Origin of the sequence: Aeromonas sp. R4-2, assembly GCF_040908295.1 — a bacterium.
GTDB lineage: Bacteria > Pseudomonadota > Gammaproteobacteria > Enterobacterales > Aeromonadaceae > Aeromonas > Aeromonas veronii.
This window is the reverse complement of sequence record NZ_JBFODL010000014.1, coordinates 737,424-761,911: the sequence shown is the minus strand read 5'-3', so window position 1 is coordinate 761,911 and position 24,488 is coordinate 737,424. Positions and strand designations below refer to the sequence as shown.

Below are 24,488 nucleotides of genomic sequence, written 5' to 3'. Positions count from 1 at the left end.
GCTGATTTAATATGGTTTTATCCACTTGTTCTGGCAAACTGGCGGCCCGTTGCGCCCAGTTGGGCCAACAGAACAAGATCCTGATCACACTTATTCACGGGCTGGCTATTTTTTCAGCTGGCTTATGAGGAGCGTTTTTTATGCAGTTGGTCCTCTCCTTGCTGCAACAGATGAGCGTCAGCCTGGTGATCGCCTATCTCTTCTCGAAAAGCCCGCTGCTGCGCCCGCTTGCCAACTATTCAGTGAGACTACCTCACAAAATACTGATATACATCATCTTTTCCAGCTTTTGTATCCTCGGCACCTATGTGGGCCTCGATATCGACGATGCCATCGCCAACACCCGGGCGGTCGGCGCTGTCTTGGGGGGATTATTGGGGGGGCCGCTGGTGGGCTTTCTGGTAGGGCTGACCGGCGGCCTGCACCGCTATACGCTGGGGGGATTTACCGATCTCGCCTGCGCCATCTCCACCACCTGCGAGGGGTTGCTCGGGGGCATAGTGCACTGGCGACTGATGCGCTCGGGACGAACGGATGCCCTGTTTGAACCGCGTATCGCCTTCTTTACCACCCTCTACGCCGAGATCATGCAGATGGTCATCATCCTGCTGGTGGCGACCCCGTTCGACAAATCCCTGCTGCTGGTGCGCACCATCGCCACCCCGATGATTCTGGCCAACTCCTGCGGCGCGGCGCTCTTCATCAGCATGATCCGCGACCAGCAGCGGATGTATGAGAAGTTCTCCCGGGTCTTCTCCGCCAAGGCGCTCAATATCGCCAACCGCACCGTGGGGATCATGAGTCAGGGCTTTACCCCGGAGGCGAGCAACAAGATTGCCCGCATCATTCAGGAGGAGACCGGCGTGGGGGCGGTCGCCATCACGGACACCGAGCAGATCCTCGCCTTTATCGGCACCGGCGAAGATCACCATCTGCCGGGTACCCCCATCGCGTCAGCCATCACCATGCAGGCCATCGCCCAGAACAAGGTGCTGTTTGCCGATGGCAACAGCCAACCCTATCGCTGCAGCCTCTCCTCCGCATGCCAACTGGGCTCGGTGCTGGTGATCCCGCTGCAGGGGGACAAAGGAGTGATCGGCACCATCAAGCTCTACGAGCCGAAGAAGCGGCTGTTTCTCAAGATCAACCACACCCTGGGGGAAGGGATTGCCAACCTGCTGTCACAGCAGTTGCTGGCCGGTCGGCTGGAGCAGCATCAGCGGCTGCTGGTGCAGTCCGAGTTGAAACTTATCCAGGCCCAGATCAACCCCCACTTTCTGTTCAACACCCTCAACACCATCAGTGCCATCACCCGGCGCGATCCGGACAAGGCGCGGGATCTGCTGCTGCACCTGTCGCTGTTCTTTCGCAAAAATCTCAAACGCCAGAGCGGCCTTGCGACCCTGCAGGAGGAGCAGGAGCACTGCCAATCCTATCTGGAGATCGAGCTGGCCCGTTTTGGCGATCGGCTGACGGTGATAAACGAAATCCCGCCCCATCTGGCCACACTGCGACTGCCCAGCTTCACTCTGCAACCGCTGATCGAGAATGCCATCAAGCACGGCATCTCGACCCTGCTGGAGCAAGGGCGCATTCGCCTCTGGACTGATGAGCATCCCACCAGCGTCACTATCCACGTGGAGGACAATGCAGGCACCTGGCAAGCGCACCCCGCTGGCGACGGTCTGGGCATGACCATCGTCGACCGGCGACTGAAAAGCGCCTTTGGCGAGCGCTATGGCGTGACTATTGCCTGCGAGCCGGAACAGTGGACCCGGGTCTCGTTCACCATCCCCAAGGAGCAACCATGATCCGCACCCTGATAGTCGATGACGAACACTATGCCCGCGAAGAGCTGAGGCAGCAGCTGGCCTGCGATCCTGCCATCGAGATCGTGGGGGAAGCGGCCAACGCCATCGAGGCGCTGCCGCTTATTCAGCGCCTCAAGCCCGATGTGGTGTTCCTCGATATCCAGATGCCCAAGCTGAGCGGCATGGAGCTGGTCGCCATGCTCGACCCCCTGCCCCGCATCGTCTTTGTCACCGCTTTTGACGAATATGCCATTCAGGCCTTTGAAGAGAACGCCTTCGACTACCTGCTCAAACCGGTGGAGCCCGCTCGGCTCGCCAAGACCCTCGCTCGCCTCAAGCAGGATATCTCCCCGCAGCCCATCGAGCGGCTGGCCCCGACTATCGAACATATTCCGGGCTATCTGCACAATCGGGTCAGGCTGCTGCCCATCGCGCAGGTGGAGTATGCCTTCTCCGATCTGGGCGGGGTCCATGTGGCCTGTCAGGGCGAGCTGTTCCACACCCAGCTCACCCTCAAATCGCTGGAAGAAAAGAGCCCGCTGCTGCGCTGCCACCGCCAGTATCTGGTCTCCCCCAACGCCATCTTCGAGATCCGGCTGCTGGATAACCAGCTGGCAGAGATTGTCACCCCGAGCGGCGCCCGGGTGCCGGTCAGTCGTCGCTATCTCAAGGAGCTCAAAGATCAGCTGGGGCTGGACTGAGCCACGGAGTGTGCGCCTGATCACAGCCGCCGACCGCTCGGCGCGCCAAAGCGCCGCTCGGGGAGTTTCACCTGCCAGACAGGCGCAACCGTTTTAGACTCGCTCTGCACACTAAAAAATAACAATGCAGGAGCGTAGCAATGATCTGGTTCTTCCTCTGTGTCGGCTTACTTGTGGCCGGCTACTTCATATACGGCAAATTCATCGAACGGATATTCAGCCCGAAACCCGAGCTGAAAACCCCCGCCATCACCATGGCTGACGGGGTGGACTATGTCCCGATGTCGGACAAGAAAGTCTATCTGGTTCAACTGCTCAACATCGCAGGTGTCGGCCCTATCTTCGGCCCCATCCTGGGTGCCCTCTACGGCCCGGTCGCCATGCTGTGGATCGTCTTTGGCTGCATCTTCGCCGGTGCGGTTCACGACTACTTCTCCGGCATGCTGTCGGTACGCGCCAAGGGGGCCTCGGTGCCAACCGTGGTCGGTGAGCATCTGGGCACCGCCGCCAAGCACTTCATGAACCTGTTTGCCGTGGTGCTGCTGATGCTGGTCGGCGTGGTATTCGTGCTGAGCCCGGCAGGGCTGCTCGCCAACCTCACCTCCACCGATCTGGTCTACTGGATCGTGGCAATCTTTGCCTACTACATCCTCGCGACCATAGTCCCCATCGACAAGATCATCGGCCGCTTCTACCCCATCTTCGGCGCCCTGCTGGTCTTCATGTCGGTCGGCCTCATCGTTGGCCTGATCGCCTCCGGCAAAGGCTTCTACAACACCGGGATGGACTTCTCCAACCTGCACCCGACCGAACTGCCGCTCTGGCCGCTGCTGTTCATCACCATCGCCTGTGGCGCGGTATCAGGCTTCCACGCCACCCAGTCACCGCTGATGGCGCGCTGCATGCAGAACGAAAAATCCGGCCGCTTCATCTTCTACGGCGCAATGATCGGTGAAGGGATCATCGCCCTTATCTGGTGCACCCTGGGTCTCTCCTTCTACGACAGCACCGAAGCACTCAACGCTACCATGGCCAACGGCGGCCCGGCAGCCGTGGTACACGAAGTCTCCACTAGCCTGCTCGGCACAGTCGGCGGCATTCTGGCCATCCTCGGCGTGGTGATCCTGCCCATCACCTCCGGTGACACCGCGTTTCGCAGTGCTCGCCTGATCGTGGCGGACTTCCTGAAGATGACCCAGAAGCCGCTGGCCAAACGTCTGCTGATCGCCATCCCCATGTTTATCCTTGGCTTCATCATCTCCAAGGCTGAATTCGGGGTGATCTGGCGCTACTTCGGCTGGGCCAACCAGACCACCGCTGTCATCATGCTGTGGGCTGCGGCTGCCTACCTCATCAAAGAGGGCAAGCTGCACTGGATCTGCACCATTCCCGCCATGTTCATGACCGCTGTGGTGATCACCTATCTGGCCAACGCCCCCATCGGGTTCGGTCTGGAGATGGGGACCTCCACCATCATCGGCCTGACTGCAACGGCGGCCATTACCGTGGCCTTCCTGATGAAGTTCCGCCAACCACTGGTTAGCAATCCAAGTGAAGGATGATGTCTGACTTGAGGTGGTAAAAAAGGGGCCAAAAGGCCCCTTTTTAATTGACAAAAAAACCAATAAAACAACTCGTTATTCCCTTAAGCTCCTATACAGCACAAGCCCTTAAGATTCCGTGCGACCTGACGATAAATATGTGATTTTAAATTGCTTTCCCGAATATATGAATCAATGATAAAGCTGTGCTTAAAGCCAGTGGAGGTTATACATGTTCCTTGATTACTTTGCCCTTGGCCTGCTCGTCTTTGTCGCGCTGGTCATCTTCTACGGAATCATCGTGATCCACGATATTCCTTACGAAATCGCCAAACATCGCAATCATCCCCATCAGGATGCCATCCATGTTGCCGGCTGGGTCAGTCTCTTCACCCTGCATGTGTTGTGGCCTTTCCTCTGGATCTGGGCAACCATCTATCGCCCCGATCGCGGCTGGGGCTTTAACCAGCGCCTGCAAAAAGATGAAGATGATATCGCGGCCCTCAGAGAAGAGCTGGCTGAACTGAAGGGCCGTCTCAACCATATCGAACAGCAAGAGCAACAGGGATAAATCATGGACCTGCTACTGATCCTGACCTATACGGCACTCTGTGTAGCCATTTTCAAAATCTTCCGCATCCCGCTCAACAAGTGGACTGTTCCGACTGCCGCGCTGGGTGGTGTGGTGCTCATCGGCACCCTCATCATGCTGATGAACTACAACCACCCCTACTCCGAGATGGCGCGCAACTACTACCTCTCCACCCCTATCGTACCGCTGGTCAAGGGCCGGGTAGTCGAGGTGCCGGTGCAAGCCAACCAGCCGGTGAAGAAGGGCGATGTGCTGTTTCGCCTCGATGACGAGCCTTTCAGACTGAAAGTGGAGAGCCTGAGCGCCCGGCTTGATGCCAACAAGGATCAACTCAAGTCCATTGACGCCAGACTACGCTCCGCCAAACTGGACAGAGATCGCGCCAGTGACCTGATGCGCCGTGGCGTCGGCAAGCAGCGTGACCTCGACGTGACTCAGGCGAGCGTAGACGAGATCGCCGCCCAGATGGATCAGCAACGCGCCACGCTGGAAGATCTGCAGGCCCAGCTCGATGAAGCCAAATACCAGCTGGCCCAGACCGTGGTCTATGCCCCGAGCGATGGCCATGTGGTGCAGCTTGCCCTGCGTCCAGGCATGATCGCCACCCCGTTTATGTACCGTCCGGTGATGACCTTCATCCATAAAGATGAGACTGCCTATGTTGGCTGGTTCTGGCAGAACAGCATGCAGCGTCTGGCGGTGGGTGATGAGGCCGAAGTGGTGATCGACGGTATTCCCGGCAAGATCTTCAAGGGCAAGGTGACCGCCGTGATCCCGGCCATTGCCGCCGGTAACGTGCAGGCCAACGCTATGCTGCTGGATCAGACCAGCGCTATCCGCCCGGGCCGCATGCCGGTGCTCATCTCCATCACCGACCCCGAGTGGGCCAAGTATCAGGTGATTGCCGGTGCCAGCGGGCAAGCCGCTGTCTATACCGAGTATTTCCACCATGTTTCTGTAATGCGCAAAGTGCTGCTGCGCATGGCAAGCTGGATGAACTACCTCTTCCCCTTCCACTAAGCACACAATGTATTCAACGGGCCGGCATCATGCCGGCCCGCTGTTTTTGTGGCGGCAAGCACCCTATAATGGCGCCACCCTGCGCCGTACCATGCCAAAACGCCACGCCCTCATGTTCGTTCTCAGACCCTATCAGACCGACGCCGTCAACGCCGTGATCAACCACTTTCGCAAACACCCGGATCCCGCCGTGGTTGTGCTGCCCACCGGGGCTGGCAAGAGTCTGGTGATCGCCGAACTGGCGCGCAAGGCACGCGGTCGGGTGCTGGTGCTGGCCCACGTCAAGGAGCTGGTGGAGCAGAACCACGCCAAGTACGAGGCGTGGGGGCTCAAGGCCGATATTTTCGCTGCCGGCCTGGATCGCAAGGAGGCGAGCGCCCAGGTGGTGTTCGGCTCGGTGCAGTCGGTCGCCCGTAATCTGAATGCCTTCGACGGAGCGTTTTCGCTGCTCATCATCGATGAGTGCCATCGAGTCTCGCTCGATGATGACAGCCAGTACCATCAGGTGATCGACCACCTCAAGGCCGCCAATCCGGCCCTAAAGATCCTCGGTCTCACCGCGACCCCCTATCGGCTCGGGCTGGGCTGGATCTTCCGGCGCCACTACCACGGCATGGTCAAAAGCCACGGCGAGCGGCTGTTCGGCGACTGCGTGTTCGAGCTGCCGCTGCGTTTTATGGTCAAAAACGGCTACCTGACGCCGCCGCGCATGGTGGATGCTCCCATCGTTCACTACGACTTCAGCAAGCTGGTACCGCGGGAGAACGGTCTCTTCAGCGAGGCGGAGCTCAACGGCGAGCTCAAGCGGCAGGAGCGGGTTACACCCCATATCCTGAGTCAGGTACTGGAGTATGCCGCCAACCGGCAGGGGGTGATGATCTTTGCCGCCACTGTCGAGCATGCCCGTGAAATTCACGGCCTGCTCGGCGCCCGAGGCCAGCAGGCAGCACTTATCACCGGCGAAACGCCGGGGCCGGAGCGCGATGCCCTCATCAACGCCTTCAAGGCGCGGGAGCTCAAGTTTCTGGTCAACGTAGCTGTGCTCACCACCGGCTTCGACGCCCCCCATGTCGATCTTATCGTGATGCTCAGGCCCACCGAGTCGGTCTCCCTCTATCAGCAGATCGTCGGGCGAGGCCTGCGTCTCTCGCCGGGCAAGACCGATTGTCTGGTGCTCGACTATGCGGGCAACAACTTCAACCTGTTTGCCCCCGAAGTGGGGGAGCCTCGCCCCCACGCCGGTACCGAGCCGGTGCAGGTGCCCTGCCCCGCCTGCGGTTTTGCCAACACCTTCTGGGGCAAGACCGACGAGGATGGCAAGGTGATCGAGCACTACGGCCGCCGCTGTCAGGGGCTGTTTGAAGATGACGAGGGCAACCGCGAAGAGTGCGACTACCGCTTTCGCGCCAAGATCTGCCCCGCTTGCGGCGCCGAAAACGACATCGCCGCCCGCCGCTGCCAGAGCTGCGATCAGCTGCTGGTGGACCCTGACGACAAGCTTAAAGAGGCGCTCAATCTCAAGGATTGCATGGTGATCCGCTGCGCCGGGCTAACCCTCACAGCAAGTCGCGGCAAACAGGGGGAGCGGCTGGAGGTGACCTACCACGATGAGGATGGGCTGACCCTCAATGAATACTTCGGATTACACTCCCCGGGCGCACGGCGCTTGTTTCAACAGCACTTTGTGCGTCATCATTGGCCCGCCCCGGGGCTGGAGCCCGAATTTGCCACACTGGCGAACGTGCTGGCGGCAGAAAGCCAGTTTCGCCATCCCGATTTTGTCATCGCCCGCAAATCGGGGCGCTTCTGGCAGATAAAAGAGAAAATTTTTGATTATGAGGGTCGCTATCGTACCGCCAACTCGCTGGCATGATGGCGACCGGCATACATGGCATGAATTGCATTACCCCCGTCGATCCCGCATCGGCGGGTTGAATTATCAGGGTCGGCACCACTGCCGGGCCCTTCGTCACGTTAGAGGATGTTATGCAGCGGCTGTTGATTGGTTTTTGTGCTCTCTTTTCTTCTCTGGCGGCTCATGCCGCCCCGCTGACGCCCCCTCAGGGTGGCCAGTACGCCATCATGGTGCAGGGCAATAACGGCGTCGAGTTCGCCCGCCACGCCGATCAGATGATCGCCCCCGCCTCCACCATGAAGGTGCTCACCGCGCTGGCGGCCCGCCTCGAGCTGGGTGCCGACTTCCGCTTCGCCACTGACATTCAGGCCCAACCCGGCGCCAAACAGGGTGACACCATCAACGGCGATATCTGGATCAACTTCGTCGGCGACCCCACCCTCTCCCGCATGGATCTGCTGGCCCTGTTCAAGCAGCTCGGCGTCACCAGCATCAAGGGCAATGTCTACGTCAACACCGGCGCCTACAACGGCTACGAGCGCGGCAACGGCTGGTCGTGGGGGGATCAGACCCTCTGCTTCGCCGCTCCCGTCTCCTCGGTCATCATCGACAAGAACTGCGCCTACGGCACCATCACTGCCACCCAGATTGGCAAACCGGCGGTGGGCAATGTAGCTACCGGCGTCCCCATCGGCATCGGTGCCGACAACGTGGAGGTGATGAGCTATGGCGATATGGCGCGCCAGTTCTGTGCGCTGGAAGTGGACATGGCCAAGGGCAACTTCTACGAGCTCAAGGGCTGCATCACCCCGAATAAAGAGCCGCAGGGTCTGCGTTTCGCCATTCACGACGTGGAAGCCTGGGGCTGGGACAACATCCGCTGGGCGATGAACCGTGCCGGTATCAAGCATGATGGCCTGCTGCGGGTCACCCACAAGGCCCCTGAAGGGGCTGAGACCCTCGGCACCCACTACTCGGTCTCCCTGCCGGTGATGCTCGCCAAGATGCTGAAGAAATCGGACAACCTCTACGCCGATACCTTCCTCAAAACCGTGGGCCGTCACTACTACAACAAGCCGGGCAGCTATCGCAGCGGCACCATGGCAGTGCGCGCCATCCTGACCAAGAACGGCATCGATCTGGGCAACGCCACTCTGGCTGACGGCTCCGGTCTCTCCGCTCACAATCTCATCAGCGCCCGTCAGATGATGTCGGTGCTGAACTTCATCCAGAAAAACGATGCCGAGCTTGGCCTGATCAAGCTGCTGCCAAGCTCCCAGGTGGATGGCACCCTGGCATGGCGCCGCAGCGTCACCGCCCCCATGATGAAGAACAAGGTGCACGCCAAGACCGGTACCATCACCGGCACCTCCAATCTGGTGGGCTTTATCGACACGGCAGGCGGCCAGCGCAAGGCGTTCGTGATGTTCCAGCGCGGCCTGTCCCAAGATCCGGCCACCCATGAGCGCTACCGTGCCAGCAAGGCGCCATGGCCCTGGACTGTATTCGAGAAGGGGGTGCTGGAGAGCATCTATCAGCAGCAGCCGATCCAGATCGCCGATGAGAGCTGAGCCAATAGGCCCACTCGAATCACGGTATCGATAATTTCGGCTTCAAGTCGCCACGAGGCAGGACTATGCTGTTGCCTGCCTCATATCAACGGCCATACAAAAACGGCTTAAAAAACGGAGAGAAAATATGTTTGCAGTGATTTTTGGTCGCCCGGGTTGCCCCTACTGTGTCCGTGCCGTACAGATCGCCGAGCAGCTGACCGAACAGCGCGATGACTTCAAATTCCGCTACGTGGATATCCATGCCGAAGGCATCACCAAAGAAGATCTGGCCAAGAGCGCCGGCAAGCCGGTCAATACCGTGCCGCAGATCTTCCTGGACGAGCAGCACATCGGTGGCTGCACCGATTTCGAAGCCTACGCCAAAGCGAATCTGGGTCTCTACCAGTAATTTCTGCGGGTCATCCCGAGCGGGTTGACCGCCAGAGCGTATAAAAAAATCCGGCGCCATCAAGCGCCGGATTTTTTTATGAGCGGAACTCGCACTACCCTTGTCAGGGAGTCACAGACTGGGCGGCAAAGCGCGCAATGATGGGGTTGTGATCCGAACTGTCGGTGGCCGGTGAGCTCACCTCAACCAGGTCCAGATTGCGGTAGTAGAGGTGATCCAGCGGGCGACCGAAGGCGGTGCGGCGCAAATCAGGCACCGGCACGGCCTCTTGCAAGCCCAGCTCGTCCACCAATTTGCTTAACCAGAACTGGCGCTTGTCGCTCCAGGTGTTGAAATCACCGGCCAGGATCACCGGCCCCTGATGGCGGCGCACCAAGGCAGTCAAATCGTTGAGCTGCTCGCGGAAGGTGGCCATCCCCAGCTCAAAATTGACCGCATGGATATTGATGACCATCACGCCGTCAGGATCGCCCTGCAGCGGATAGAGGCTTACCAGCCCGGATTTGGGAATGCGCAGCAAGGGCTCGGGGGAGCGCACGCCACAGACGAACGCCTGCGGGGTCTTGGCCACCGTCATCACCCCGAACGACACGCCGCCCTGGGTGAAGGCTTGCAGCTGTTGCCACTGGAAATCACCGGCGCGCAGCCAGTCGAGCATATCGGGACGGGTGGCCGACTCTTGCAGCAGCACCAGATCCTGCCCCTTGGCATAACTGTCCATCCCTTCACGCCAGTTTTTGCGCTGGCCCTTGTAGAGATTCCACACCGTCACCCCGAATTCACGGGGCAGCGCCGTGGTCGCCAACGCTACCAGCGGCGGACGCTGGCAGTCGAGTCCCGGCACAATCCCTTGAGCTGTGACCAGATGGTTCTGATCCGGCACCTCAAAACAGCCTACCAACCCCAGGGTCAGCAGGGAGGTGCCAAGAATGCGATAACTATTTTTCATTGGCTAACAACCGCCCGCCTTTGCTTTTTGTTGCGACCATCACAAACGTCATCCACGCCGACTAAGCTGATAGTCCCTGTTCCACCCAACCAGAAGGACCTTGTCTCATGGCGAAAGAACTTCGGTATAACGTGACGTTTTATGATCAACAAGGAAATTGTCATCAAGTGGAGCTGGCCACCGTCTATCAGATAAGACGAGACCCTCAATGCGATCTCTGCCTGTTTGACACCCTGCAATATGTGGGCTCGGAAGAGATGCTGGAACGCATGATACGGCAAAAAACCGGGCTTGAGCAGGAAATATCCATCATCAATGCCCGGCTGATTTAATCAGGCACTCACCGGAACCGGGCGGGATTTGCCCTGTTCGTCGATGGCGACATAGGTGAAGATCCCCTCGGTCACACAGTAACGCTGGGCATCGTTCTCCCGCAGTACCGGCTTGACCCACACCTCCAGCTTGAGCTTCATGGAGCTGCGGCCGATCTTCATGCAGCGGCCGTAGCAGCAGACCACATCGCCCACCTTGACCGGACTGTGAAAGGTCATGCCTTCGACGGATACGGTACAAATACGTCCTTTTGCCAGCTCCTTGGCCATAATGCCCCCACCTATATCCATCTGGGACATGATCCAGCCACCAAAGATGTCGCCATTGGGGTTGGTATCGGCTGGCATTGCCAGGGTTCTCAGCAACAACTCCCCATCGGGGTGACGTTTTGTATCTACCATCATTACCGCCTCTCTCTCATGGATGGCGGCATGATAGGGGGCGAGCACCCCCTTGGCAAACCTCAATTGCCCGAGGCGGCGAGCTCGGCAAACCAGTGGGCCGGATCGGGCCAGCGATAGTTGAATCCCATCTGCTGGCAAATCAGCTGACCGTCGATGGGCTGAAATTCACCGGCAGGCTCGATAAAGACCGGCACAGGCAACCCCTGCTGGCGCGCCGCAAAGGGGTAAAACTGCTCGCGGCGCGGGTGCACAGGCGCGCTCAGGTTGAAGACATCCCCGTCCTTGCCCCGCTCCAGCAGCAGCATGCAGGCCGCCACCACATCGTCCAGATGGACCAGATTGACCGACTGGGCGCCGCCATCCAGCGTCTTGCCCGCGAGGAAACGGCCGGGATGGCGGTCCGGGCCATAAAGGCCGGAGGGGCGCACTATCATCACCGTCTCGAAACCGGCCGCCAGCACCGCCTGCTCCGCCGCCAGCATCCGCTCGCCACGGGCATGGCGCGGTTTGGGCTGCTCACCCTCCTGCTGCCCCGCTCCCCATACCGAGGTGGCGCTGACAAACAGTACCCGCCGGGTGCCGCTCGCTTTGGCAAGCTGACAGGCCTTTGCCACCGCCTGCGGATAGTCATCGGTTTTGCTGGGCGGTACGCAGATCACCAGACTCTCGCAGGGGATGGGCCACGGCGCTTTTTGATCAGCGACGGGCATCTCGGCAGAAATCAGCAGCGGATGGGCAGCGATCCCCTCCCCTTGCAGATGGGCCGCCTTCTCGGCGCTGCTGACCGTCACCGCCACCGGCTTGCCTGCTGCCAGCAGGGCCCGCGCCAGCGGCAGCCCCAGCCACCCGGCCCCCAGAATACCGATCGTCCCGGCGATATGTTGTTCTGTCATTGTCCCTTCTCCTGCTTGACGCTATTTGCCCCGCAGCTTACCTGCCTTGGTAGGAAAGGGAAGCCTTAACCTGCGGATAAACAAATGCTGCCAAGACAACAACATATCATTACGTTAGGGGCGTTATATTTTCTCAATGTTCTTTCTTGGCCAGCCCCACAGAACGCTAGCCTTTCTTCATAACTAGCTATGGACACAGCACAATTTTCAACTTACCCAGCACGAATAAAAAATCCGACTATTTCATATTCACAATATTTTTATCTAGCTGAGACAGCATGTTCACACTCTGGACATGGGATGCTTTTTATTGTGTATGGCGCATCCTTTAACGCCACTTTGAATACATGGCGACATGCCTCACATAAAAACCACCTAGGATCAGACTCCTGTATATTTTTAGTTTTATTATCATAACCAGAAGTCACTTTCTTTTTCTGAGGTACTACGACATCAATATGACTGGCAATTTTATTTTTCAACTTAGCCTCATCAATGCTTTTATTAACACCCCTTACTTTTTCATCTAATTTTATTTTTAATTCAGACTTCTTTGCATGGGCTTCTGGATGAGACAGCCACTTTTTATTGGCTACGTTTTCAATAATCAATTGCTTTAGAGCATCTTTCGTTATTGTATAAGTCACCTTAGATAAGTCAATTTCAATTGCATACATTTCATTCGCCCTAATCCATTTCAGTTTCTCATTATCCACAAAGTGTGTTACTGCAATTTCAATTAGATAAGGAGTTGAACCGTTATAGGCAATTATATCAGGTCTGATAACACTCAATTGTTGCTCTAACGTCACATGACTAAAGTTCATTAATGATTCTTCAGTTACCATACACGTTTCTTCATGAGAATTCCCAAGTTTATCCTTTTGGGTGACTGTTACTGATAGCTTGGGGAATTTTGAAACACCTTCTTCACTTAGAATTTGTTTGGCCATTAAATGAATTGATGTTTCAAAAGCTGACTCACACGCCTTCGTTGTTTTAGTTGCATTGGATGGATCATGAGAAAAGTAATGTGAAACTTTTTGTCCTTTATTCGCCTGTAATTTCCCATGGCAAGATGGACATATACAACCACAAGCAAGCCCAGATTTCACTTCTGAAACCTCTACTAAAACACCGTCTCTCAAACCAAAGGATATCTTATTATTAGACATTCTAAAATCAACCTCCATGTTGATAAGTTGCCATTTAAAACAAACAATTTTGCAGAGTATTATCCTTTCATATGTTTTTCTCTGTGCCGCCTCACATATTTGTGATATCTAAGATATATTGCAATCTAATAGTTACAAGATAACAGAGCAAACCTTGCTATAGAGTTGTTCTATCTAAAGACACCTCATGATTCTCGATACAAAAAAGCGGGCCAATGGCCCGCTTGGTTATATTTCACTCACACAATCCTCACACCGGCGGATGAAAATGGCTGGCCTCACGGGTGGCCATCTCCTCGTAGGTGGCCCACTTCTGCCACGCCACTTTTTGCGCCACCTGCATCAGCCGCTCAGCCTCCTCCGGATGGCTCTGGGCCAGCACCCGATAACGGGTCTCCTCCTGCCGGTATTCAGCGAGGGGAATGGAGGGGCGCAGGCTGTCGAGGCTGAAGGGGTTCTGCCCCGCACTGCGCAGTACCGGGTTGTAGCGCATCAGCGGCCAGTGACCGGAGGCGACGGCGCGTTTTTGCTGGGTCAGGCCAAACTCCATATCGATGCCGTGGGCGATACAGTGGCTGTAGGCGATGATAAGCGAGGGGCCCGGATAGGCTTCCGCCTCACGCAAGGCCTGCAGCGCCTGCTGCGGATTGGCACCAAAGGCGATGCGGGCAACATAGACGTTGCCGTAGGAGATGGCCTGCAGCGCCACATCCTTCTTGGCCAGCGTCTTGCCCCCCGCCGCGAACTTGGCGACGGCGCCGAGCGGGGTCGATTTCGACATCTGGCCGCCGGTGTTGGAGTAGACCTCGGTATCCATCACCAGCACGTTCACATCGCGCCCGGAGGCGAGCACATGATCGAGCCCCGCCGAGCCGATGTCATAGGCCCACCCATCGCCGCCGATGATCCAGACCGAACGGCGCACCAGCTGATCGATAAGCGACAGCAGCTCGCGGGCCTTGCCGGATTTCACCTCTTCCAGCCGCTCGCGCACTTGCGCCACCTGGGTACGCTGGGCGCGGATCTCCGACTCCAGCCGCTGCGGGGCGTTGATAAGCGACTCGACCAATGCCTCACCCAGCTCCCCCTTCATCGCTTCAAGGGCCGCCACCGCCTGACCGTGATGCTGATCGGCGGTGAGGCGGAAGCCAAAGCCAAACTCGGCGTTGTCCTCAAACAGGGAGTTCGACCAGGCGGGCCCCTTCCCTTCGCCATTCTTGGCCCACGGGGTGGTCGGCAGGTTGCCGCCATAGATGGAAGAGCAACCGGTGGCGTTGGCCACCAGCATGCGATCGCCAAACAGCTGGGTCAGCAGCTTGAGATACGGAGTCTCGCCACAACCGGCGCAGGCACCGGAGAACTCGAACAGGGGTTCGAGGAACTGGGCACCGCGCACCGTGGAGAAATCCACCCGCTCGCGGGCAGGCCAGGGCAGGCTCTCGAACCAGCGCAGCGCCTGCTTCTGGCCAGCCAGATGCGGCGCCTTGTCCATCATGGTGATGGCGCGCTCGCCCTCATGGCTCTCATCTGCACCGACCCGCACCGGACAGGCTTGCACGCACTGGCCGCAGCCGGTGCAATCTTCCGGATAGAGCTGCAATGTGTAGCGGCTGTCGGGGAAGCCCTTGGCGGTGACCGGCACCGACTGAGCGGCCTCGGGGGCGGTCGCCAACCAGTCCTGATGGTAGAACTTGGCCCGCAGCGCCGCGTGGGGGCAGACAAAGACGCAGTTGCCGCACTGGATGCAGATATCGGAGTGCCAGATCGGGATCTCGCGGGCGATATCGCGCTTCTCGAAGCGGCTGGTGGCGGTGGGGTAAGTGCCATCCACTGGCAGCATGGAAACGGGGATCAGATCGCCACGCCCCGCCAGCATCTCGCCGGTGACGCGCTGGACAAACTCGCTGCCACCCGGCGCCAATGGCAGCGGATAGTCGCTGATCTGCTCTTCACCGGCCGGGATGGCCACCTGATGGAGATGAGCCAGAGTGTCGTCCACCGCCGCGAAGTTGCGCTCGACCACCTCGGGCCCCTTGCGGGCATAGCTCTTCTCGATGCTCTCCTTGATAAGGGCAATGGCCTCGTCCCGTGGTAACACCCCAGCCAGGGCGAAGAAGCAGGTCTGCATAATGGTGTTGATGCGATTGCCCATGCCGTTTTGCTCGGCCACCCGATCCCCATCGATGCAGTAGAGCTGGATATTGAGGGCGCGAATACGGGCACGCAGCCGCTCGGGCAGCTGACCCCACACCTTGTCCGCCTCATAGGGGGCATTGAGCAGCAGGGTTGCCCCTTCCGCGGCATGTTCCAGCAGGTCCACCGATTCAACAAAGCCCCACTGGTGGCAGCCGATAAAGCTCGCCTGCTCGATAAGCCAGGGGGCGTCGATGGGTTCGGGGCCAAAGCGCAGGTGGGAGACGGTGCGCGAGCCCGACTTTTTGGAGTCGTAGACGAAGTAGCCCTGAGCGTGGAACCCCTCCAGCTCGCCGATGATCTTGATGCTGTTCTTGTTGGCGCCGACGGTACCGTCGGCGCCGAGGCCGAAGAAGAGCGCCCGCACCCGGCTGGCAGGCTCCAGATCGCCGATGGGGTGCCAGGCCAGACTGAGGCCCGAGACGTCATCGACAATCCCCACGGTAAAGCGGGGGCGCGGCGCATCGGAAGAGAGCTCCTCAAACACCGCCGCGCACATGGCGGGGGTGAACTCTTTGGAGGAGAGGCCATAGCGACCGCCACTGAGCCAGGGCAGCCGCTTGATAAGACCGCGCTGCAAACCGTCGATCAGCGCGCTCTGCACATCCAGCAGCAGCGGCTCGCCGCCCGCCCCAGGCTCCTTGGTGCGATCCAGCACGGCGATGCGCCGCACGCTCTGCGGCAGCGCGTCGAGCAGCGCCTGTACCGGGAAAGGGCGATAGAGGCGAATGACCAGCACCCCGGTCTTGCGATCCTGCCGGTTGAGCCAATCCACAGTGGTGCGGGCGGTGGCCGCCCCCGAGCCCATCAGCACGATGACGTCGGTGGCATCCGATGCACCGTGGTACTCCACCAGCCGGTAGTGGCGGCCGGTCAGCTCGCCGAGATTGTCCATGCACTGCTGCACCCGGGCCGGTACCGCCTCGTAGAAGGGGTTGACGCTCTCGCGGGACTGGAAATAGGTATCCGGGTTCTGGGCGGTGCCGCGCATCACCGGATGATCCGGGTTAAGCGCCCGCGCACGGTGGGCGCGTACCCAGTCGTTGTCGATAAGGGCGCGAATTTCATCCCGATGCAGGGCGGTGATCTTGTTCACCTCGTGGGAGGTACGGAACCCGTCGAAGAAGTGGATAAAGGGCACCCGGCATTGCAAGGTGACGCTATGGGCGACCAAGGCCAGGTCCTGCGCCTCCTGCACCGAGCCGGAGACGAGCATGGCAAAGCCGGTACTGCGCGCAGCCATCACATCCTGATGGTCGCCAAAAATCGACAGCCCCTGCGCCGCCAGAGAGCGGGCCGCCACATGGAACACCGCCGAAGTCAGTTCACCGGCGATCTTGTACATGTTGGGCAGCATCAGCATCAGCCCCTGACTGGCGGTGAAGGTGGTGGCGAGCGCCCCCGCCTGCAGGGCGCCGTGTACCGTGCCGGCCGCCCCCCCTTCGCTTTGCATCTCCACCACTGTGGGAATGTTGCCCCACAGGTTGGTCTGCCCCTCCGCCGCCCAGGCATCGGCCAGTTCGGCCATGGTCGAGCTCGGGGTGATGGGGTAGATGGCACACACTTCGCTCAGCTGGTACGCCACCCGGGCCGCGGCTTCGTTGCCGTCGACCATGATCAGTTCATGTTTCATTGGGACTCCTCCGGTTGGCGCAGCTCGATGGCGTGACAAGGGCACTGGTCATGGCAGGCACCGCAGCCGGTGCAGCGCTCGGCATCCACCTGATAGCCTTTGCCCGGCCCCAGCTTGGCGATGGCCTGCTCGGGACAACTGCCGTAGCAGCCGTCGCACTCGAAGCAGTTGCCGCAGGAGTAGCAGCGCGCCGCCTCGTAGCGGGCGGCCACCTCATCCAACCCGCCGATGATCTCGCCAAAGTCGTCCCGCGCCCACGCCGGTTTGACCGGCTGACTGCTGGCCGGGGCATGAGTCTGGAACCAGAGTTGCAACTGCTCCGGCCCCACCAGCGGGTAGGAGAGTGGTTTGTGGTAGTGGCGACCGCGCAGCCAGGCATCCATATGGCGCGCCGCCTTCTTGCCATGGCCGGTGGCGATGGTGACGGTGCGCTCGGAGGGCACCATGTCGCCACCGGCAAAGAGGCCCGGCACATCCGTCATCAGGTTCTCGCCAACCTGTACCACCCCCTCCTTGTTGACCCGCACGCCGGGAATGCTCTCCAGCACGCTCAAATCAACCTCCTGACCGAGCGCCAGAATAAGGGAGTCCGCTTCGAGGGTTTCAAACTTGCCGGTGGGCACTGGCTTGCCCTCGGCATCCAGCGCCATCACCTCCACTTCGATGCTGGTGCTATCGAGCTGGCGGATAGTGCGCAGCCAGTTGATCTTGATCCCCTCCTCCTCGGCCTCATCGGCTTCAAAGGCGTGGGCCGGCATATGGTCCCGGTCGCGGCGGTAGATGATCATCGCCTCCTCGACCCCGAGGCGGCGGGCGGTGCGGGCCGCGTCCATGGCGGTGTTGCCACCCCCATAAATCGCTACCCGCCGTCCCAGTTTGGGGGGCGGCAAGCCCTGTTCTTCGGCCAGACTGGCCTGTTCGAGGAAGCTCACCGCATCGAGGATCTTGCCCGCTTCACGGGCCGGAATATCGACCCGCTTGGCCAGATGGGCGCCGATGGCCATAAAGACGGCATCAAAGCTCCCCTCGTCGCGCTCGCGCAGCACATCCGCCACCTTGTGGTTAAGAGTGAGGGTCACCCCAGCAGCCACGATGCGGGCCACCTCCCGATCCAGCACGTCGCGGGGCAGACGGTAGGCGGGAATGCCGAAACGCAGCATGCCGCCCGCCAGCGGCCCCGCTTCGCGGATCTCCACCTGATGGCCGAGCCGGTTGAGGTGCCAGGCGCAGGAGAGGCCGGAGGGGCCGGCGCCGATCACCAGCACCTTCTTGCCGCTGGCAGGGGCAGGTGGCGCAGGCTGCCAACCACGGGCCAGCGCCTCGTCGCCGAGGAAGCGCTCGATGGCGTGGATGGAGACGGATTCATCCACCTGACCGCGGTTGCAGGCGCTCTCGCAGGGGTGATAGCAGACCCGGCCATGAATGGCGGGCAAGGGGTTCTCTTCGATCAGGGTCTGCCAGGCCGCCTCAAAACGGCCGGCCTGCGCCAAAGAGAGCCAGGCCTGGATATTTTCTCCGGCCGGGCAGGCGTGATTGCAGGGTGGCAGGGCTGGCCGCCAGACGGGTAGCCGGGTACGCACCGGGCCTGTTCCCGTTTTCAGGGAGAGATCCGGCAATGGGGTCATGTCCAGTTGTTTGCTCATACATTGCTTTCTTCTTTTTGTGTGACAGGCCCCACCCGATGGCGCTTGATACCGTGTAGCCGAGGCGGACGGTGGCCGGATGGGGAAGAAGCGAAAGCGTTAGAAACTGGGAACTGGGTCGATAATGGCCGCTTTTTTATACTGATTAGCGAATCAGGATCAAAAAATGTTGCACTTTATGGTTCATAGAGACCAGAACGTGACTCAAGTAACATCTTCTCCAGCTGACCGCTGGCTTTCAGTTTGGCGAGCCCCCGATTGAAGGTTTTGATCAGCTCGTCAGCGTTGGCACGCTTGCGGCTGATCAACAGGTGACCTTCAACTTTCATCACGGGTTTTGAATGGGTTGCAAAGAGATCGACCGTGCTGGCCGGGTAGAACTGACGCAGGGAGTAGTAGCCGACATCTATGTTCTCCAGGGTCAGGTCGGCGCGGCCGGAGAGCAGCAGATCAAAGCTCTGGCGCAGCCGGGTGACGAACTGCACCTGCAGCGGCACCTGCGCGATGGCTGCAAAAAAATCTGCATTGTAGGTATAGCCACTGACCGCAGCCAACTTGCGATCCGCCAGATCCTGATAGCCGCGCCATTCCAGCGGAGCTGACTTGAGATAGAACCAGACGTAGGTCTCGCTCAGGATGGGATCGCTGTAGAGATGGGTTTTGCGCCGCTCGCTCGACTCATACCAGTGGACAGTGCCATCCACCACCCCCTCCTCCGACAAGCGAAAGGCCCGCTTCCAGGGAAGAAACTGGAACTTGACGCTCACCCCTTCACTCTTGAATGCCTCGCTCACCACATGAGGGATCAGCCCCTGATATTTCAGCGTCTCGGAGCAGTAAGGGGGATACTCTCCCGTGGTCAGGGTCAGCTCCTGCGCCCAGAGCCCGTGGCAAAAAAGGCTCCCCGCCAGCAACCAGCTTATTTTCATCCCGATGCCCTCTTGTTCTGTTTTCCCAACTATAGACCGCCCCCTTGAAAGGATTGCCGGATCGCCGGGGAACCGTTATGTTCCCCTTTTTCCAGGCGATCGCGCCGCGTCACAAGGATATGAAGATGCCCAGGCTAGACAGCATTCACCTCTACCCCATCAAATCGACTGCAGGTATGCCGCTGGCTCGCGCCCGGGTGACCGAAGAGGGACTGGCAGGGGATCGCCGCTACATGGTGGTCAAACCGGACGGCACCTTTATCACCGCCCGTACCCATCCCCAGCTGCAACAGGTCGTGGCCACCCCCATCGAAGGAGGCTTGCAACTGCGCTATCCGGGCTTTGAACCGCTCACCCTGCAAGAGGCCGACTTCAGCCGCGCCCCGCAAGCTACCGGAGTCTGGAGCGACCGCTTTACCGCCCTGCACACCGACCCCAAAGCCGATGGCTGGCTAAGCCGGGTGGCAGGGGAGACGGTACAACTGCTCTGGCTGGGTGAAACCTCTGATCGCTTTCGCGAGAAGACCGGCACCCGGGTCAGCTTTGCCGACGGTTATCCGCTGCTGCTGATAAGCCAGGCCTCTCTGGAGGATCTCAATCTGCGCTCCGATGCGCTGCACCAGATGAGCCAGTTCCGCACCAATCTGGTGGCAAGCAACACCCAGCCCTTCGAGGAGGACAGCTGGGTGCGTATCCGCATCGGCGAGGTGGAATTCAAGGTGGTCAAGCCCTGCAGCCGCTGCATCATGACCACGGTGGAAGCGGGCACCGATCGTTTCAACGCCCTGAAAGAGCCGCTGGCCACCCTCACCCGCTACCGCCGTGGCGAGGATGGCGAGGTCTACTTCGGCCAGAACCTGATCGCCCTGAACGAGGGGTGGATTGAGGCTGGCAGCGAGATCGAGGTGCTGGAACGCACCCGTCCGGTGGTCTATCCCGCCGCCGCACCGAAGAAGCGGGAGCTGGTCTGCGTGGCCCGTGAACCGCTGGCGCGGGATCTGGAGACCTTCTGGTTCGAAGCAGCCGATGGTGAGCCTCTGCCCGACTACCTGCCGGGCCAGCATCTGCCCATCAGCCTCGATATCAAAAACGAGCGGGTTCAGCGCCGCTATACCCTGAGCTCCACACCGGATCACCCGGAGCGTTACGGCATCAGCGTCAAGAAGGTGGAGGGTGGCCGCATCTCCCACTGGCTGCACCAGCAACTGCAGGTGGGCGACCGGCTGCTGGCCGCCAACCCCTCTGGCGAGTTTCACTTAGGGTCCGAGCGCAACCTCCTGTTGCTCTCCGCAGGCTCCGGCGTCACCCCCATGCTGGCGATAGCCCGCACCCTGGCGCTACGCGGGGAGCTGGAAGAGGTTCACTTTATGCACCTGTGCCGCAGTGAAGCGGACATTCCCGCCGCCAGCGAACTGCACGCCATGGCGCAGCAGGGCATGACCCTCACCCTGATCCTGAGCCAGCCGGACAATCACTGGCAGGGGCTACAAGGGCGACTCAATGATGAGCATCTGCAACTGGTCAAAGGGTTGGCCGAAAAAGAGGTCTTTATCTGTGGCCCCCACGGCTTTATGGCCGATGCGACGTCGAAAGTTGCAGTCCTCGGCGTTCCAGCCGCACGGATCAAACAGGAGAGTTTTGGCGGCGCCATTCTCTCGGTGGCTCGCCCCCATCAGGCGGTGCAACTGCTTATCGGCGCCCAAGCCTTTACCGGCAACAATCAGGGCACAGTGCTGGATCAGGCCAACAAGCAAGGTGTAGAGCTGCCGTGGAGCTGCCGCGCCGGCATCTGCGGCAGTTGCAAACAGACGCTGATCTCGGGCGAGGTGGATCACCCCGACGCCCCCGCCATCACCGCCGCCGAGCGGGCAGAGGGCAAGATCCTCACCTGCTGCGCCGTGCCGCTCACCGACCTTGAAATCCTATGATCGGGTGATCGGGCCGCATTAACTCACGCCACCCCAGATGACCGGGGAATTGACCCCGGTCATCTTTATCCACACTTGTTCACCTGATCCGCCCTTAATTTGTCCCCACGGCCTTCATCAGTGAGTTTCCCTTCCTATACTCTCAGAGCAAAAAGCCTTGCCAGCCATTGACTTGGCGATGCTCCATACGACACTCAGCCATAGGGAAAGGACGCCCATACCATGGAACAGAACAAGCCCGCCTTTCAGCTCAACCTGCTGCTATCCGTCATCACCCTGATCCTGCTGTCACTGGTGTTTTTCGCCTACAGCTGGGCGGGTAAACAACTGGAAGAGAGTTATCGACAACAATATGTCTCCTACCTGCTGGCCGACGAACTGCGCCAATCCTCCGATGATCTGACCCGACTCGGTCGCACCTATGTCATCACCAAGGATCCAGCCTACGAGCAGCAGTACATGCGGATCCTGGCCATTCGCAACGGCGAACAGCCGAGGCCGGATGGCTACAACCGTATCTACTGGGACTTTGTCGCCGCCAACGGCCAGAATCCCCGCCCCGACAGCAATGTTCGCCGTGGCCTGATCGACCTGATGAAGGATGCCGGTTTCACCGACGGTGAGCTCGCCAAACTGAACGAGGCCAAAAACAACTCGGATGCCCTGGTCAACACCGAGGTCGCCGCCTTCAAACTGGTGCAGCAGAGCGATGGCGACCCGGTTGCCAACCAGCAAAAAGCCATCGCCATGATGCATGACAAGGCCTATCACCAGAACAAGGGGCGCATCATGTCCCCCATCGATGACTTCTACGTGATGATGGAGCAGCGCAACCATGAGGCAGTCGAGAGCGCCATCGCCAATACCGACATGCTGCGCTATCTCTTTATCGCCCTCGGTCTGGTGTTGATGTTCTTCCTCTGGCGCACCTATCGCTCCCTGCTCGATCTGGTGGGCACCTCGGTCGAGCAGCTCAAGACCGACCTCCATATGATGGCGGAAGGGGACTTCTCGCGCCCCATCAAGGTGCCGCCAGGATCGAAAGAGAGCCTGATCGGCCTGCTCGGCGGCATGCAGACCACCCTCAAGGGGATCATCGCCAAGGTCTCCCACTCCACCGAGGAGCTGTCCCACTCTGCTGACAGCATCGCCCAGATCGCCGAGCAGACCGCCCAGTTTGCTACCGATCAGCAAACCAGCACCCAGACCATGGCCGCCGCCATCGAGGAGCTGGTAGTGAGCATCAGCCACCTCTCCGACAACGCCACCCATGCCGACGAGCTGAGCAAGGTCTCCGCCAATACCCTGGAGGAGGGGTCAGGGGTCATTAAAGAGACGCTTGGCAGCATCGAGAATATCTCCACCACAGTGGGGGATGCGGCCAGCACCATCTCCGAGCTCAACGGCCATACCCAGCAGATTTCGGAGATCATCGGGGTGATCCGCGGCATCGCCGATCAGACCAACCTGCTGGCCCTCAACGCGGCCATCGAGGCGGCACGGGCCGGTGAACAGGGTCGCGGCTTTGCGGTGGTGGCCGACGAGGTGCGCAATCTGGCCAGTCGCTCGGCAGCCTCAACCCAGCAGATCACCGGGATGATCAGCAAGATCCAGAGCGGGGCGGATGCCTCCATCCGCAGTATGGAGAACACGGTCAACAACGTCTCTCGCGGCGTTACGCTGGCCAACCAGACCGGCGAGGCGATCGCCAGCATCCAGAGCCACGCCTCCAACCTCACCGGCTTGATGGGGGAGATCAGCCACACCCTGCGCGAGCAGTCCACCGCCGCCAACGAGGTAGTCTCCACCGTCGGCAACATCACCTCTCTCTCCGAGCAATCGGGGGATGCCGCCCGCCATGTGTCCCAAGAGGCGGCCAAGCTCAAGCAGCTGTCACGGGTACTGCGCCAGGAGATGGGACACTTCAAGCTTTAAAGAACGCTGAAAAGCAAAACGGCTGCCCGAAGGCAGCCGTTTTTTATTCAGGGTATTCCCCGTCATTCAGTATCTATCAACCACGCAGGGCGGCGATACGCTGCTCGATGGGCGGGTGGCTCATGAACAGCTCGCTCATGGAGCGCTTGCCGTTGATGCCAAAGGCCATCATGGAGCCTTCCAGCTGCGGCTCGGCACCGCGGGAGAGGCGCTCAAGGGCGGCAATCATCTTGTCGCGACCGGCCAGCTTGGCGGCACCGGCATCGGCACGGAACTCGCGCTGACGGCTGAACCACATGACGATGATGGAGGCCAGAATACCGAACAGCATCTCCAGCACGAACACGGTGATCATGTAGGCAAAACCGCCGGTGCTGCTGCTCTCTTCCTCGTTGTTGGAGCTGAAGAAGTTGCTGATCACGCCAGCCACGATCCGGGCGAAGAACATCACGAAGGTGTTCACTACACCCTGGATCAGGGTCAGGGTCACCATGTCGCCATTGGCCACGTGGCTCACCTCGTGGGCCAGCACCGCTTCCGCCTCGTCACGGCTCATGCTGTAGAGCAGGCCGGAGGAGACCGCCACCAGCGAATCATCGCGGCGGGCGCCGGTCGCAAAGGCGTTCATCTCGGGAGAGTCGTAGATCCCCACTTCCGGCATCTTGATACCCGCTTCGCGGGCCTGACGGGCCACAGTGCTCACCAGCCAGTGCTCGGTCTCGTTACGGGGTTGCTCGATGACCTGGACGCCATAGCTGCGCTTGGCCATCCACTTGGACATCAGCAAGGAGATAAAGGAACCCCCAAAACCGAACACGGCACAGAACACCAACAGCCCGGAAATGCTGGACTTGTTGATCCCCAGAACCGAGAACAGGATATTGAGTACCACCCCCAGCACCAGCATGACGGCCAGGTTGGTCACCAGGAATAGCATAATTCGCTTCATATAGACTCCTTGTGAAGATAAGGGACATGACCGAGGATCACT

19 protein-coding genes are annotated in these 24,488 nt (G+C 59.7%); 11 read left to right on the top strand and 8 right to left on the bottom strand.

Annotated features, from left to right (window positions below; genetic code table 11):
• Positions 1-140: 140 nt before the first annotated feature.
• The 8 genes from AB5Y99_RS13950 (at position 141) to AB5Y99_RS13915 (ending at position 9,482) form a co-directional block, all read left to right on the top strand.
• Positions 141-1,811 (top strand): sensor histidine kinase, encoded by a 1,671-nt coding sequence (locus tag AB5Y99_RS13950; protein WP_139406341.1) that lies wholly within the window; start codon positions 141-143, stop codon positions 1,809-1,811.
• On the top strand, positions 1,808-2,512 hold the full coding sequence (btsR, locus tag AB5Y99_RS13945; RefSeq protein WP_005350523.1) for a two-component system response regulator BtsR: 705 nt from the start codon (positions 1,808-1,810) through the stop codon (positions 2,510-2,512). The genes AB5Y99_RS13950 and btsR overlap by 4 nt, the downstream gene beginning before the upstream one ends.
• A gap of 140 nt (positions 2,513-2,652) precedes the next feature.
• On the top strand, positions 2,653-4,074 hold the full coding sequence (locus tag AB5Y99_RS13940) for a carbon starvation protein A (protein ID WP_019445441.1): 1,422 nt from the start codon (positions 2,653-2,655) through the stop codon (positions 4,072-4,074).
• Between the two features lie 211 nt (positions 4,075-4,285).
• Positions 4,286-4,624 carry a DUF3302 domain-containing protein gene (locus AB5Y99_RS13935; protein WP_005344404.1) on the top strand — a complete coding sequence of 113 codons (339 nt, stop codon included), beginning with the start codon at positions 4,286-4,288 and terminating at the stop codon, positions 4,622-4,624.
• A 3-nt stretch (positions 4,625-4,627) separates the two neighbouring features.
• Entirely contained in the window at positions 4,628-5,665 is a 1,038-nt protein-coding gene (locus AB5Y99_RS13930; protein ID WP_019445440.1) for an HlyD family secretion protein, read from the top strand.
• Between the two features lie 112 nt (positions 5,666-5,777).
• Positions 5,778-7,538, top strand: coding sequence for a DEAD/DEAH box helicase (locus AB5Y99_RS13925; protein WP_368209934.1), 1,761 nt, complete (start codon positions 5,778-5,780; stop codon positions 7,536-7,538).
• Between the two features lie 113 nt (positions 7,539-7,651).
• On the top strand, positions 7,652-9,091 hold the full coding sequence (dacB, locus tag AB5Y99_RS13920) for a D-alanyl-D-alanine carboxypeptidase/D-alanyl-D-alanine-endopeptidase (RefSeq protein ID WP_005350510.1): 1,440 nt from the start codon (positions 7,652-7,654) through the stop codon (positions 9,089-9,091).
• A gap of 94 nt (positions 9,092-9,185) precedes the next feature.
• Positions 9,186-9,482 (top strand): GrxA family glutaredoxin, encoded by a 297-nt coding sequence (locus AB5Y99_RS13915; RefSeq protein WP_224970215.1) that lies wholly within the window; start codon positions 9,186-9,188, stop codon positions 9,480-9,482.
• A gap of 103 nt (positions 9,483-9,585) precedes the next feature.
• Here the strand turns inward: AB5Y99_RS13915 and AB5Y99_RS13910 are convergent, their stop codons facing one another.
• Positions 9,586-10,431 carry an endonuclease/exonuclease/phosphatase family protein gene (locus AB5Y99_RS13910; RefSeq protein ID WP_005350508.1) on the bottom strand — a complete coding sequence of 282 codons (846 nt, stop codon included), beginning with the start codon at positions 10,429-10,431 and terminating at the stop codon, positions 9,586-9,588.
• Positions 10,432-10,538: 107 nt separating this feature from the next.
• Between AB5Y99_RS13910 and AB5Y99_RS13905 the strand changes: the two genes are divergently transcribed.
• Positions 10,539-10,763: a hypothetical protein gene (locus AB5Y99_RS13905; RefSeq protein ID WP_005337874.1), complete on the top strand. Its 225-nt coding sequence runs from the start codon at positions 10,539-10,541 to the stop codon at positions 10,761-10,763.
• Here AB5Y99_RS13905 and yciA read toward each other — a convergent pair whose 3' ends face one another.
• The 6 genes from yciA to AB5Y99_RS13875 form a co-directional block, all read right to left on the bottom strand.
• Positions 10,764-11,168: an acyl-CoA thioester hydrolase YciA gene (yciA, locus tag AB5Y99_RS13900; RefSeq protein ID WP_005337875.1), complete on the bottom strand. Its 405-nt coding sequence runs from the start codon at positions 11,166-11,168 to the stop codon at positions 10,764-10,766.
• A gap of 59 nt (positions 11,169-11,227) precedes the next feature.
• Positions 11,228-12,061, bottom strand: coding sequence for an NAD-dependent epimerase/dehydratase family protein (locus AB5Y99_RS13895; RefSeq protein ID WP_368209933.1), 834 nt, complete (start codon positions 12,059-12,061; stop codon positions 11,228-11,230).
• Positions 12,062-12,321: 260 nt separating this feature from the next.
• Positions 12,322-13,236, bottom strand: coding sequence for a hypothetical protein (locus AB5Y99_RS13890; RefSeq protein WP_368209932.1), 915 nt, complete (start codon positions 13,234-13,236; stop codon positions 12,322-12,324).
• 250 nt (positions 13,237-13,486) lie between these two features.
• Positions 13,487-17,062 (bottom strand): pyruvate:ferredoxin (flavodoxin) oxidoreductase, encoded by a 3,576-nt coding sequence (nifJ, locus tag AB5Y99_RS13885; protein WP_368209931.1) that lies wholly within the window; start codon positions 17,060-17,062, stop codon positions 13,487-13,489.
• Entirely contained in the window at positions 17,059-18,705 is a 1,647-nt protein-coding gene (locus AB5Y99_RS13880) for an NAD(P)-binding protein (RefSeq protein ID WP_368209929.1), read from the bottom strand. The genes nifJ and AB5Y99_RS13880 overlap by 4 nt, the downstream gene beginning before the upstream one ends.
• A gap of 176 nt (positions 18,706-18,881) precedes the next feature.
• Complete coding sequence (locus AB5Y99_RS13875) at positions 18,882-19,634, bottom strand: ABC transporter substrate-binding protein (protein ID WP_139429027.1); 753 nt, start codon at positions 19,632-19,634, stop codon at positions 18,882-18,884.
• A 125-nt stretch (positions 19,635-19,759) separates the two neighbouring features.
• Here AB5Y99_RS13875 and AB5Y99_RS13870 point away from each other — a divergent pair, with 125 nt between their 5' ends.
• A complete protein-coding gene (locus tag AB5Y99_RS13870) occupies positions 19,760-21,562 on the top strand; it encodes an MOSC N-terminal beta barrel domain-containing protein (protein WP_368209927.1) in 1,803 nt (600 codons plus the stop codon).
• Positions 21,563-21,784: 222 nt separating this feature from the next.
• Entirely contained in the window at positions 21,785-23,497 is a 1,713-nt protein-coding gene (locus AB5Y99_RS13865) for a methyl-accepting chemotaxis protein (RefSeq protein ID WP_021231121.1), read from the top strand.
• 76 nt (positions 23,498-23,573) lie between these two features.
• On the opposite strand, the gene htpX is transcribed toward AB5Y99_RS13865, so the two are convergent.
• A complete protein-coding gene (htpX, locus tag AB5Y99_RS13860; RefSeq protein WP_005337890.1) occupies positions 23,574-24,446 on the bottom strand; it encodes a protease HtpX in 873 nt (290 codons plus the stop codon).
• Positions 24,447-24,488: the final 42 nt, after the last annotated feature.